We start from the raw sequence: 13008 nt of genomic DNA, 5'->3' as shown, positions 1-13008 counted from the left end.
CCCTCGATCGCCAACGGCGGAACGGCCGACCTCCATCTTGTCATTGACAAGATGCCCTCACCTCGATAACTTGACAGTGACAAGATTCGCCGTTCGGGGAGGTCGACAATGGAACTCGCGATGGTGCGGCGGCTGTGGCAGCTGATCGAGCCGGTGCATGCCCTGCTCTACTACGCGCCCGAGGTGACGGAGGAGGCGGCCGGGCTGGGCCTGGCCACCGACGAGCGGTGGCCAGGCTACTTCGCGTTCCGCTCCGCCCCGCTCGGCGCGGCCGGGCCGCGCCTCGTCACCGCCACCTACTACAGCTTCAGCCCGGGCATGGTCGCCGAGTACGTCCCGGCGGTCTGGGCGGCCGCCGACCCGGTCAAGGTGCTCGCCGCCCGGCTGTCCGGGATCGACCGCGCGCTGCGCGCCGTGCTCGGCGACCGGGTCGACTCGCCGGAGCTGGCCGAGGCCGCCGCGCTGGCCCGCCGGGCGGTGCGGGCCGCCGACCTCGCCGGGCGCCCGTTGGCGGCCGCCAACGCCGACCTGCCCTGGCCGGACGCCCCGCACCTGGCCCTCTGGCAGGCCGCCACGATCCTGCGCGAACACCGCGGTGACGGGCACCTCGCCGCGTTGCTCGCCGCCGGGCTCGACGGCGTCGAGTCGCTGGTCTCGTTCGCCGCGGTCGGCGCCGCTCCGCAGGAGGTCTTCGCCAGCCGCCGGTGGTCCGCGCAGGAGTGGGCCGCCGCCCAGGACCGGCTCGCCGGCCGTGGCCTGATCGACGCCGCCGGCGTGGCGACCGAGGCCGGCCACCGGCTGCGCGACGAGGTGGAGCGGCGGACTGACGAACTGGCCGCGACGCCGTGGCGCGCGCTGGGCCCGCAGGTCGGGCGGTTCGCCCAGTTGGTGGCGCCGCTGACCGGGGCCGTGCTGGCGTCCGGGCTGCTGCCGGCGCAGAGCACCCTCGGGATCCGCCGTCCGGTGTGACGCGGATCACCCCCCGGCCTCGGCCCTCTTGGGGGGATTTGTCCGCAGCGCTGCCGCGTGGAAGATGGCTCCGGCAGGTCCTTACAGAACCCTTAACTCCAGCTTGAGACTGTATGCCGGACGACGAGGGACCACGGGGGAGCGGAAGCGTGCGGGTGCTGGTGGCGGACGACGAGCGGTTGCTGGCGGACATGGTCGCCGAAGGGCTGCGTCGTCTCTCGATGGCGGTCGACGTCTGCTACGACGGCGACGGCGCGCTGGAGCGGATCGGGGTGAACCGGTACGACGTCGCCGTCCTGGACCGGGACATGCCTGGCCACACCGGCGACGAGGTGTGCCAGAGCCTCGCCGGCTCCGCCGCCGGCACCCGCGTGCTCCTGCTCACCGCGGCCGCCGGCATCCGGGACCGGGTGGAGGGCCTCGGGCTGGGCGCCGACGACTACCTGACCAAGCCGTTCGCCTTCGCCGAACTGGTCGCCCGGGTGCAGGCCCTCGGGCGGCGGTCCGCACCGGCGGTGCCACCGGTGCTGGAGCGGCACGGGCTGGCGCTGGACGTGGCCCGGCACGCGGTGACCCGGGACGGCCGCCCGCTCAACCTCAGCCCGAAGGAGTTCGCCGTGCTCCACGTGCTGATGCGCGCGGAGGGCCGCGTGGTCAGCGCGGAGGAGCTGCTGGAACAGGCGTGGGACGAGTTCGCCGACCCGTTCACCAACGCGGTGCGGGTCACCGTGATGACGCTGCGCAAGAAGCTCGGCCAGCCGGCCGTCATCCAGACCGTGCCCCGCGCCGGCTACCGGATCGGCGGCCCCGAGTGACCCCGCGCCGGCGCGTCCTGCTGGTCGGCGTGCTCGCCCTGCTCGTCGGGTACTCGCTGCCCGCCCTGGACAAGCAACTGCTCATCACCCTGTGGAGCCGCGGCCGGCAACTCTGCGGGCTGCCGTTGCCCGGGCTGGGCGTGGTGTGTGAGCCGGCCCGTGGCGTCTTCGGAGAGCTTCCCCAGCTGGTCCTGCTGGTGGTGTCCGTTGTCGCGCTCGTGGCCGCGGTGGTCGCGATCTGGGGCGCCGCGGTGTGGTGCCTGCGTCCGGTGCGCGATCTCGTCGAGCCGATCGCGCACGTCGGGCCGCAGAACCTCGGCCACCGGATCCGTCGCCGGGGCAGCGACGAACTGGCCCGGCTGTCCCAGTCGATCGACGAGATGATGGAGCGCATCGCCGCCGGGTACGAGGGGCAGCGGCGGTTCGCCGCGAACGCCTCGCACGAGCTGCGTACGCCGTTGGCGGTCCAGCGGACGCTCATCGAGGTCGGCATGTCCCGGTCGCTCAGCGGTGACCAGATGGAGCTGGTGACCGCCCAGCTGCTGGAGACCAACGAGCGCAACGAGCGGCTCATCGAGGGGCTGCTCGCGCTCAGCGAGAGCGACCAGGGCCTGCACTCGCGTACCCCGCAGCGGCTCGACGAGATCGTCACCGGGGTCCTGGTGGCGTACCAGGACCGGGCCACGGCGGCCGGGGTGACGGTGGAGGGCCACCTCGTCCCGCGCGTGGTCCTCGGCGAGCGGGTGCTGCTGGAGCGCCTGGTGACCAACCTGGTGGAGAACGCGATCAAATACAACCGGCCCGGCGGCACGCTCACCGTCGCGGTCGGCGACGACCCGGCGCTGACCGTGGTCAACACCGGCCAGGTCGTGCCGGCCGAGGCGGTCGCCGGCCTGTTCGAGCCGTTCCGGCGCCTGGCCCGGGACCGTACGAACCACGGCGGCGGGGCCGGGCTCGGCCTCGCCATCGCCCGCTCGATCACCCAGGCGCACGACGGCATCATCGCCGCCCGCCCCGCCGAGTACGGCGGACTGCGGGTCGACGTCCAGCTGCCCGCGCCGCACTGACCCGGCCCGCCGGCCGGCACCACATCCCCAACGCCCTGGAGGGGGTCCGCATACGCGGCACCCCGGCCTCCGGCGTGCCCGAAACCGGCCGATCCGTGTACCGCCGGCCGAGAGGAGAGACCGTGACGACCCGTACCGACCCGACCCGGCCGACCGCCGCCGGCGGCGAACGCCTGGCCTGGGCGGACGTCGCCAAGGGCGGCTGCATCGTCCTGGTGGTGCTCTGGCACGTGATCGTCAAGGACTACCTCCAGGTCGACTGGGCGGTCGGGCTGCCGGTGGCGGGCGCCTGGGGGACGCTCGGCGAACTGCTGCTGCCGATGCGGATGCCGCTGTTCTTCACCCTCTCCGGGATCTTCGCGGCCAACGCCGTACGGCGGTCGTGGCCGGTGGCCGGCCGACCCCGGATCGCCCGGAACCTCTACCTGTACGCCGTGTGGCTGCTGATCCACACTGCCGTGCTGGCCCTCGCGCCGGGCTTCCCGACCGACCGGGCCACCAGCGTGGGCGGGCTGCTCGCCCAGCTCACGGTGACCCCGTCCAACCTCTGGTACCTGTACGCGCTGGCGCTCTACTTCGTCCTCGCCAAGGCGCTGCGCCGGGTCCACCCGGCCGTGCTGCTCCCGGCGGCGGCCGCGCTGTCCGCCGTCGCGGCGGCCGGCCTGCTCGACACGCCGGGAAACCGGGGCGGGCTCTACCAGAACCTGGTGTTCTTCCTCGCCGGCGTCCACCTGCGGCCGTCCGTCCACCGCTGGGCGGCCGCCGTGACCGGCCCGCGCCTGCTGCTGGCCCTCGCGGCGTACACGGCCGCGCTGACCGCCGTGGCGGCGACCGGCACCGGCCAACTGCTCGGGGTGGCGCCGGTCGTGTCCGTCGTCGCGGTGGTGTTCGGCATCGCCGCGGCGGTCCGGCTGGCCCGGCGGCCGGCACTGGGTGGCGCGCTCGCCGCGCTGGGGCGCCGGACGTTGCCCGTCTACGTGATCCACATGCCGGTGCTAGCGCTGCTGCACCGGTTCCTCGTCGGCCCGGTCACCGAGGTCGGCGGTCCGGCGCGGCTGCTGCTGGCGACCGGCTACCCGGTCCTGCTCACCGCGGCGGTGCTGGCGCTCAGCCTCGCCGTCCACCGAGGGCTGTTGGCGGCCCGTGCGGGGTGGCTGTTCGACCTGCCCCGCCGCGCCGGCGCCCGCCACGTCCACGAAGGAGAGACCATGTCCCGCACAGATTCGTCGAGTCCGGCCACCGTGCCGGACCGGGCCCGCGTCGAGGAGGCCGCCTGGTGGCTGTCCGGCCGGGTGGTCCGTACGCCCGTGCTGAACTCGCCGGCGATCGACCGGCTGGCCGGCGCCCGGATCCTCCTGAAGGCGGAGAACCTCCAGGCCGGCGGCTCGTACAAGATGCGCGGCGCGATGCTGGCCGTGGGCCGGATCGCCGCGGCGGGCGACACCGGGGTGGTCGCGCAGAGCACCGGCAACCACGCCGTCGCGGTGGCCCTGGCCGCCCGACGGCACGGGATGGCGGCGACCGTGGTCCTGCCGGTCGACGCGGCGGCGACGAAGGTGGCCCGGGCCCGGTCGGCCGGGGCGCGGGTCGTCCTCGCCGGCACCACGCTGGAGGAGCGGGTGGCCGTGGCGCGCCGGATCAGCGACGAGTCCGGTCATCCCCTCGTCGACGCGTACGACCATCCGGACGTCATCGCCGGGCAGGGCAGCGCGAGCCTGGAGCTGATCGAGGAGGCGGAGCGGGCCGGCACTCCGCTGGACGCGCTCGTGGTGCCGGTCGGCGGGGGTGGCGGCGTCGCGGGCGCCTGCCTGGCCGCGGCCGGGAGGCCGATCGAGGTGTACGGCGTCGAGCCGGTCGGCTGCGACTCGCTGGCCCGCAGCCTGGCGGCCGGCCGACCCACCCCGGTCTCCCCGGCGCCCACGATCGCCGACGGTCTCCGGCCCACCTGCGTGGGTGAGCTGCCGTTCGCCGTCCTGCGGGACACCGTGCGGGGCGTCGTCCGGGTCGACGACGACCAGATCGCCGAGGCGTTCCGGCTGCTCCTGCTGGACCTGAAGGTGCTTGCCGAGCCGTCCGGGGCGGCCGGGCTGGCCGGCGCGCTGCGGCTCATGGCGGGCCTGGACGGCGAGGCGTCCGGCCGGGCCGGCGGCGGCCCGGGGGACGGGGGCGGCGGTGGCCCGGCCGGCGGGCCCGGCGCGGGACGGGAGAGGTACCGCACGGTCGGCGTCGTGCTGACCGGCGGCAATGTCGAGGCGGACCTGGTCGCCCGGTTGGCGACCCGGCAGTGGGAAGGGGTGGCGGCGTGAGCGCGCCGGTTCGGATCGGAATCCTGTTCGGAGGCCCGTCGGCGGAGCACGAGGTCTCCTGCGCGTCCGCGCTCGGCGTGGTCCGGGCCCTGGCCGCCGGTGGCCACCGGGTGGTCGCCATCGGTGTCACCCGCACCGGTGGCTTCCGGCTCGTGCCGGAGGGGGTGCTGGCCGAGCTGCGGGACGGCGTGGCCGAAGGCCGGGCCATCGACGACCGGCTGACGGTGACCGGACCGGTCGTGGAGCTGCGGGCCGGTCACCGCGCCGGGACGGCGTTGGTCACCGCGACGAACGCGCCCGGCGCCGTCCACGCCAAGCTGGACGTCGTCTTCCCGGTGCTGCACGGCCCGTTCGGCGAGGACGGGGTGGTGCAGGGGCTGCTCGAGTCGTTGGGCGTGCCGTACGTGGGGTGCGGCATCCTCGCCTCCGCGGTGGGGATGGACAAGGTGGCGATGAAGCGGGCGCTGCGGGCCGAGGGCGTGCCGATCACACCGCACGTCTCGTTCGACGCGCAGACCTACCGGGCGACCGACGACCCGGAGAAGCTGGTGGTGGGGCTGCGCCGGCCCCTGTTCGTGAAGCCGGCACGGATGGGCTCCTCAATCGGGATCTCCCGAGTGGCCGACGGCGACGACCTGGCGGCGGCGGTCGAGGAGGCGCTCCGCCACGACACCGTCGTCGTGGTCGAGCAGGGGGTGACCGGCCGGGAGCTGGAGTGCGGCGTGCTCGGCGGCACCCGGCCGGACGCCTCCGCGGTCGGCGAGGTGCGGGTCACCGGTGGCTGGTTCGACTACCGGCAGAAGTACTTCGGCGACGCGGACCCGATGGTCGTGCCGGCGCCGCTGCCCGACGACGTGACGGAGCGGATCCGGGAGCTGTCGGTACGCGCGTTCGCCGCGATCGGCGGCTGGGGGCTCGCCCGGGTCGACTTCCTCTACGACGAGGCGGCCGGCGACCTCTACGTCAACGAGCTGAACACCATGCCGGGCTTCACCGCGCACTCCATGTACCCGAAGGTGTGGGCCGCCGCCGGCGTCGGTTACCGGGAGATCGTCGACCGGCTCGTCGCGCTGGCGCTCGCCCGGCACGCGGAGCGCCCCGGCGTGACCCAGGCGGGCGGCCCGCGATGATCCTCCTCTCCGACCCTCGCGTGGCCGCGGTGCCCGGCGCCGACGACGGCGAACCATTGGTCGACCTGCGTGACCTGCCCGACCTGTGGCTCGACGCCCGCGCGGCCGATCCCGGCGGCGCGTACGCCCGGGTGCGTCGTGGGGTCGCGGAGCGGTTGGTGGCCGCGCAGCGCGCGCTGCCGGTGGGCCTGCGCCTGCTGGTCATCGAGGGGTACCGGCCGCACCAGGCACAGCTCGGCATCTTCACCGGCTACCGGGACGAGCTGCGCGAACGGCATCCGGACTGGTCGGCGGAGCGGCTGCACCGGGAGACCACCAAGTTCGTCTCGCCGGTGGAGGTGGCGCCGCACAGCACCGGCGGGGCGGTGGACCTGACGCTCTGCGCCGACGACGGCGTCGAGCTGGACATGGGCACCGCCGTGGACGCCACCCCGCTCGCGAGCGCGAACGCCTGCTTCACCGCCGCGCCGACGATCGGCGCCACCGCCCGACGGCACCGCCGGATCCTGGTGGACGCGCTGAGCGGCGCCGGTCTGGTGAACTACCCGACCGAGTGGTGGCACTGGTCCTACGGCGACCGCTACTGGGCGCTGCTGACCGGTGCGCCACGGACCCGTTACGGTCCGTTGTAATCTTCCGCCCCCGCTGAACGTTGCGGCTCTCCCGTCCGTACCAGGCGTCGACGGACACCACCGGACGACGGGAGACACGGTGAAGGTGCAGCGGAAGCACATGCTGGCGGCGGGTGTGGCGGTGGCGGCGACGGTGGTCGTCTCGATCGGCACCGGGCTCGGGTTCGCGGACACCGCGCCGGCGCGGGCCTCGGTGTGCTCGGGGTCGGTGACCTTCTCCGCCGAGGGCGGCGCGCCCGCGGCGACCAGTGACCGGTTCCCGGTGGGCACCCGGCTGCGCGTGACCAACCTGGACAACGGCAGGTCCGCCACGGTGACGGTGACCGGCCCGTCGGGCAGCTGCGTGCTGCTCAACGCCGCGGCGATGGAGCTGGTCCGGGAGCCTGGCAAGAACGTGGTCCGCCGCAACGTGGTGGAGCAGGTGGACGGGGCTGCCGCACAGCCCGCCCCGGCGCAGCCCGGTGCGGTCCGCCCCGGCATGGCCTCGCCCGGTGCGCCGGGGCCGGCGCCGGCGTCGGCCTGCTCCGGGGCGATCACCTTCTTCGAAGAGGGCGCGGCGCCGGCGGCGACCAGCGGCCGGTTCCCGGTAGGCACCCGACTGCGGGTGACGAACCTGGACAACAACCGGGCGACCACGGTGACGGTGACCGGCCCGTCGGGCAGCTGCGTGCTGCTCAACAACGCGGCCATGGACCAGATCCGGGAGCCGGGCAAGAACGTGGTTCGCCGCAACACCGTCGAAGTGCTGCGCTGACGTCGCGCCGGCCCGGGCCCGCTGCGCGTGGGCCCGGACTGCGACACGGGGGGCGCGACCTACTCCGACGAGCGTTATGACTCAGCGGCATATTTCTGCCGCTGAGTCATAACGCTTCCAGGGCCATGCCGCTTCTCCGGCGATTCGAGGAGCACGACGGCGGCAGGAACCGGCGTGACACGGCGACCGCGCCCGCGACACCCCGTCGGTGTCGGGCGGTCAGCCGAAGGCGGTGTCCAGGACGTCGAGGCCGCGGGTGAGCTCGTCCTCGGAGATCACCAGCGGGGGGAGGAAGCGCAGCACGTTGCCGTAGGTGCCGCAGGTGAGGGTGAGCAGGCCGGCCGTGTGACAGGCGGCCGACACCGCGGCGGCCGCCGCCGGGTCCGGGGTGAGCGTGCCCGGCCGCACCAGCTCCACGGCGAGCATCGCGCCGCGACCGCGCACCTCGGCGACGCGCGGGTCCCGATCGGCGATCGCGCGCAGCCGGGGCGCCATCACCGATTCGATCCGCCGGGCCGCGGCCGCCAGGTCCAGCTCATGCATCGTCTCGATGCTGGCCAGGGCGGCGGCGCAGGCGATCGGGTTGCCGCCGTACGTGCCGCCAAGGCCGCCGACGTGCACCGCATCCATCAGGTCGGCGCGGCCGGTCACCGCGGCCAGCGGCAGCCCACCGGCGATCCCCTTGGCCAGCGTGACCAGGTCCGGCTCGACGTCCTCGTGCTGGCAGGCGAACCAGTCGCCGGTCCGGCAGAACCCGGTCTGGATCTCGTCGGCGACGAAGACCACTCCGGCCGCCGTCGCCCACGCGCGCAGCGCGGGCAGGAACCCCGGCGCCGGTACGACGAAACCGCCCTCGCCCTGGATCGGCTCGATCAGCAGCGCGGCCACGTTCTCCGCGCCCACCTGCTTCTCGATCATCTCGATCGCCCGGGCCGCGGCGGTCGCGCCGTCCAGCCCGCCGTCGCGCAGCGGGTACGACATCGGCACCCGGTAGATCTCACCGGCGAACGGCCCGAACCGGTGTTTGTACGGCATGTTCTTCGCGGTCAATGCCATGGTCAGGTTGGTCCGCCCGTGGTACGCGTGGTCGAACACCACCACGGCAGGCCGTCCCGTGGCGTGCCGAGCGATCTTCACGGCGTTCTCCACCGCCTCGGCGCCGGAGTTGAACAGCGCCGAGCGCTTCTCGAACCCGCCCGGGGTCAGCGCGTTGAGCTGCTCGCACACCGCCACGTACGACTCGTAGGGCGCGACCATGAAACAGGTGTGGGTGAACCTCTCGACCTGGGCCCGCACCGCCTCGACCACCCGCGGCGCGGAGTTGCCCACGCTGGTCACCGCGATGCCGGCGGCGAAGTCGATCCACTGCCGCCCGTCGACGTCGATGAGAGTGCCGCCGGCGGCGCGGTCCACGTAGGACGGGATGACGCTGCCGACGCCGCGGGCGACGGCCGCGCCGCGCCGCTTGTGCAGTTCCTCCGAGGACGCCATTGGTCAGCCCTCGATGTTGTGCATGACGTGCTTGAGCCGGGTGTAGTCCTCCAGGCTGTAGACCGAGAGGTCCTTGCCGTGCCCCGAGTGCTTGAAGCCGCCGTGCGGCATCTCGGAGATGAACGGGATGTGGGTGTTCACCCAGACGCAGCCGAAGTCGAGCCGCCGGGTCATCCGCATCGCCCGGCCGTGGTCCTTGGTCCACACCGAGGCCGACAGGCCGTACTCCACGCCGTTGGCCCAGCGCACCGCCTCGTCCTCGTCCGAGAAGCGCTGCACGGTGATGACCGGCCCGAAGACCTCCTGCTGGATGACCTCGTCGGCCTGCTTGACCCCGGACACGACGGTCGGCGCGTAGAAGTAGCCGCGCTCACCGACCTGCGAACCGCCGGTCACGACCTTCGCGTGGTCCGGCAGCCGGTCCACGAAACCGCGCACCCGGGCGAGCTGGTTGGCGTTGTTCAGCGGGCCGTAGAGCACGTCCTCGTCGTCCGGCGCGCCGGTCTTCGTGTTCCGGGCCTGCTCCGCGAGGGCGGCCACGAAGTCGTCGTGGATACCCGGGCCGGCGAGCACCCGCGTCGCCGCGGTGCAGTCCTGGCCGGCGTTGAAGTAGCCACCGACCGCGATCGCCTCGGCCGCCGCGGCGACGTCCGCGTCGTCGAAGAGCACCACCGGGGCCTTGCCGCCCAGCTCCAGGTGGGTGCGCTTCAGATCCGGCGCGGCCGCGGCGGCGACCTCCATGCCCGCGCGGGTCGAGCCGGTGATCGACACCAGCTGCGGGGTGGGGTGCGAGACCAGGGCGCGACCGGTGTCCCGATTGCCGCAGACGACGTTGAACACGCCGGGCGGGAAGAACTCGGCGGCGATCTCGGCCAGCAGCAGCGTCGACACCGGCGTGGTGTCGGAGGGCTTGAGCACCACCGTGTTGCCGGCGGCCAGGGCGGGGGCGATCTTCCAGACCGCCATCATCAGCGGATAGTTCCAGGGCGTCACCTGGGCGCAGACGCCGATCGGCTCACGCCGCACGTACGAGGTGTGGCCGGCCAGGTACTCGCCGGCTGAGCGGCCCTCCAACAGGCGGGCGGCGCCGGCGAAGAAGCGGAACTCGTCGACGGCCGGCGGCAGCTCCTCCTCGGCGGTGAGCTGGCGCGGCTTGCCGGTGTTGCGCACCTCCGCGTCGACCAGCTCGGCGGCCCGGGACTCGACCGCGTCGGCGAGCTTGAGCAGCGTCTTCTGCCGCTCGGCCGGCGTGGCGTCGCGCCAGCCCTCGAAGGCGTCGGCGGCGGCCTTCATCGCCGCGTCCACGTCGGCGGCGCCGGAGACCGGCGCCTGCGCGAAGACCTCGCCCGTGCACGGATCGACGAGGTCGGCGTACCCGCCGTCCACCGGGTCGACGTACTGGCCGTTGACGAAGTTGCGCAGCTGCTGCTGGTCACTCATGAGGAGTCTCCGAAAGGTGGCCGGGGGCGAGGTCAGCGGAGGTTATCGCAATCTGACTGCCATCTTGGCTACTGAATTCGCGGCAGACAAGGCCTTGAGCGACTGTTTCCGTGAGCGGAGGCGGTCGTCTACGCTGCGGGCGTGGAGTCGAGAGCCTTCTACGTCGCCGGTCGTCCCGCCCACGGCGAGGGCGAGCTGACCGTCCACCATCCGTACGACGGCCGGGCGGTGGGGCGTACCACCCTCGCCACGCCGGACCAGGTCGAGGCGGCCGTCGCGGCCGCCGCCGGCGTCGCCGCGGAGGCCGCGGCCCTGCCCGCGCACGTGCGCGCGACCGCGCTCGACCACGTCTCCCGGCGGCTCGCCGAGCGGGCCGACGAGGTCGCCCGACTGATCACGGCCGAGAACGGCAAGCCACTGAAGTGGGCCCGCGCCGAGGTGGGCCGGGCGGTCTCGACCTTCCGGTGGGCGGCCGAGGAGGCCCGGCGGTTCTCCGGCGAGCTGCAACGCCTCGACACCGATCCGGCCGCCACCGGCCGGATCGCCCTGGTGCGCCGGGTGCCCCGCGGCCCCGTGCTGGGCATCTCGCCGTTCAACTTCCCGCTCAACCTGGTCGCGCACAAGGTGGCCCCCGCGATCGCGGTCGGCGCGCCGATCGTAGTCAAACCGGCGCCGGCCACCCCGCTCTCCGCGCTGCTGCTGGGCGACCTGCTCGCCGCGACCGACCTGCCGCCGGGGATGTTCTCGGTGCTGCCGCTGCCGAACGAGCGGGCCGCCGAACTGGTCACCGACCCCCGGCTCCCGGTGGTGTCGTTCACCGGCTCCGGGCCGGTCGGCGCGGCCATCCGCCGCTCGGTGCCGGAGAAGCACGTCACCCTGGAACTGGGCGGCAACGCGGCGGTGGTGATCTGCGAAGACTGGACCTCCGACGAGGACCTCACCTTCGCCGCGCAGCGGATCGCCACCTTCTCCAACTACCAGGCCGGCCAGTCGTGCATCGCCGTGCAGCGGGTCTACGTCCACGAGTGGATCTACGACGGGTTCCTGCCCCGGCTGGTCGCCGCGGTGCAGGAGCTGCGCACCGGGGACCCGGCCGACGAGCTGACCGACGTCGGGCCGCTGGTGTCTGAGGACGCCGCCCGCCGGGTCGAGGAGTGGGTCGACGAGGCGGTGCGAGCCGGCGCCAGCATCGAGGTCGGCGGCCGGCGGGAGGGCGCGACGTACCCGCCGACGGTGCTCTCCGGCGTGCCCGCCGACGCCAAGGTCGCCGCCGAGGAGGTCTTCGGGCCGGTGCTGGTGGTCGGCCCGATCACGGACGACGATGCCGCGTTCGCCGCCGTCAACGACTCGGCGTACGGGTTGCAGGCCGGCGTCTTCACCCACGACCTCCGGACGGCGTTCCTCGCCGCCCGGGTGCTCGAGGTGGGCGGGGTGATCGTCGGGGACGTGCCGTCGTACCGCGCCGACCAGATGCCGTACGGCGGCGTGAAGGGCAGCGGCGTCGGCCGTGAGGGGCTGCGCAGCGCCATGGACGACTACACCGAGCCACGCGTCATGGTGCTCACCGGGCTGCAGTTGTAGTGACTCATGGTCTACGTCTTCCTCACGATTGCGAGGGCGCAACGGTGATTGCAGGAGACGACCCCGAGTACGACGAAGAGATCTGGACGAGCAGGTGCGCCAACACAAGCAACGCCACCTGGCCGGTGAGCGGCCGCGATTGGGGCTGCGGCGAATCTGACTACCCGAAACGGGGTTGCGGGTGCGACTACGCGTGGGCAAGTGTCGCCGTATGGCGGACTCACCCACCGACGACGCGGGCGACGAGAAGCGTGCGCAGGGCTTTGCGTGGTCGAACATGTTCGTGCACCCGGACGACGACCCGCGCTCCGATGGCGGGTTCGACGACGAGCGGACGACGCTCGTCGGGTACCTGCGCGACCAGCGCCTCACCCTGGAGCTGAAGTGTGCCGACCTGGACGCCGAACAGTTGACCCGGCGGGCCGTACCGCCGTCGACGCTGTCGCTGCTCGGCCTGGTCCGGCACATGGCCGAGGTGGAGCGGGGTTGGTTCCGGCGGGTGATGGCCGGCGAGGACGCGCCGAGGATCTACAAGACGGAGACCGACCCGGACGCGGACTTCAACGATGTGGTCGCCGAACCGGAGGTGGTCGCGGAGGCATGGCGGAGTTGGCGCGCGGAGGTCGAGTTCGCCGAACGACTGGTCGACGCGACGCCTGACCTCGGCACCACCGGCACCATGCGTGACGGCGACACGATCTCGTTGCGTGAGCTGCTCGTGCACATGATCGAGGAGTACGCCCGGCACAACGGCCACGCCGACCTGCTCCGTGAACTGATCGACGGCCGCATCGGGCAGTAGCGGCCATGGACCCGGTGACCG

General features: G+C 73.6%; 11 protein-coding genes. 9 read left to right on the top strand and 2 right to left on the bottom strand.

Annotated elements, in window-relative coordinates; translation table 11 throughout:
• Positions 1-108 precede the first annotated feature (108 nt).
• The 7 genes from O7603_RS16755 (at position 109) to O7603_RS16725 (ending at position 7673) form a co-directional block, all read left to right on the top strand.
• Complete coding sequence (locus O7603_RS16755) at positions 109-969, top strand: hypothetical protein (protein WP_281570742.1); 861 nt, start codon at positions 109-111, stop codon at positions 967-969.
• 149 nt (positions 970-1118) lie between these two features.
• Positions 1119-1784 carry a response regulator transcription factor gene (locus O7603_RS16750; RefSeq protein ID WP_281570741.1) on the top strand — a complete coding sequence of 222 codons (666 nt, stop codon included), beginning with the start codon at positions 1119-1121 and terminating at the stop codon, positions 1782-1784.
• Entirely contained in the window at positions 1781-2851 is a 1071-nt protein-coding gene (locus tag O7603_RS16745) for a HAMP domain-containing sensor histidine kinase (protein ID WP_281570740.1), read from the top strand. Before O7603_RS16750 ends, O7603_RS16745 begins: the two co-directional genes overlap by 4 nt.
• Before the next feature lie 122 nt (positions 2852-2973).
• Entirely contained in the window at positions 2974-5157 is a 2184-nt protein-coding gene (locus tag O7603_RS16740; RefSeq protein WP_281570739.1) for a pyridoxal-phosphate dependent enzyme, read from the top strand.
• Positions 5154-6287: a D-alanine--D-alanine ligase family protein gene (locus O7603_RS16735; RefSeq protein WP_281570738.1), complete on the top strand. Its 1134-nt coding sequence runs from the start codon at positions 5154-5156 to the stop codon at positions 6285-6287. Before O7603_RS16740 ends, O7603_RS16735 begins: the two co-directional genes overlap by 4 nt.
• Complete coding sequence (locus O7603_RS16730) at positions 6284-6919, top strand: M15 family metallopeptidase (protein WP_281570737.1); 636 nt, start codon at positions 6284-6286, stop codon at positions 6917-6919. Before O7603_RS16735 ends, O7603_RS16730 begins: the two co-directional genes overlap by 4 nt.
• A 79-nt stretch (positions 6920-6998) precedes the next feature.
• On the top strand, positions 6999-7673 hold the full coding sequence (locus O7603_RS16725) for a hypothetical protein (protein ID WP_281570736.1): 675 nt from the start codon (positions 6999-7001) through the stop codon (positions 7671-7673).
• Between the two features lie 219 nt (positions 7674-7892).
• Here O7603_RS16725 and gabT read toward each other — a convergent pair whose 3' ends face one another.
• Together gabT and O7603_RS16715 are read right to left on the bottom strand one after the other, a co-directional pair.
• Positions 7893-9164: a 4-aminobutyrate--2-oxoglutarate transaminase gene (gabT, locus tag O7603_RS16720; protein ID WP_281570735.1), complete on the bottom strand. Its 1272-nt coding sequence runs from the start codon at positions 9162-9164 to the stop codon at positions 7893-7895.
• A 3-nt stretch (positions 9165-9167) separates the two neighbouring features.
• The gene (locus tag O7603_RS16715; protein ID WP_281570734.1) at positions 9168-10604 is read right to left on the bottom strand and encodes a gamma-aminobutyraldehyde dehydrogenase; all 1437 of its coding nucleotides are present in this window, start codon (positions 10602-10604) and stop codon (positions 9168-9170) included.
• A 141-nt stretch (positions 10605-10745) separates the two neighbouring features.
• Between O7603_RS16715 and O7603_RS16710 the strand changes: the two genes are divergently transcribed.
• Entirely contained in the window at positions 10746-12185 is a 1440-nt protein-coding gene (locus O7603_RS16710; RefSeq protein ID WP_281570733.1) for an aldehyde dehydrogenase family protein, read from the top strand.
• 211 nt (positions 12186-12396) lie between these two features.
• A complete protein-coding gene (locus O7603_RS16705; protein WP_281570732.1) occupies positions 12397-12987 on the top strand; it encodes a DinB family protein in 591 nt (196 codons plus the stop codon).
• Positions 12988-13008 lie beyond the last annotated feature (21 nt).

This window comes from Micromonospora sp. WMMD812, from assembly GCF_027497215.1.
Taxonomy (GTDB): domain Bacteria; phylum Actinomycetota; class Actinomycetes; order Mycobacteriales; family Micromonosporaceae; genus Micromonospora.
The sequence above is the reverse complement of the archived record's forward strand: the minus strand, read 5'-3'. Positions and strand labels throughout refer to the sequence as shown.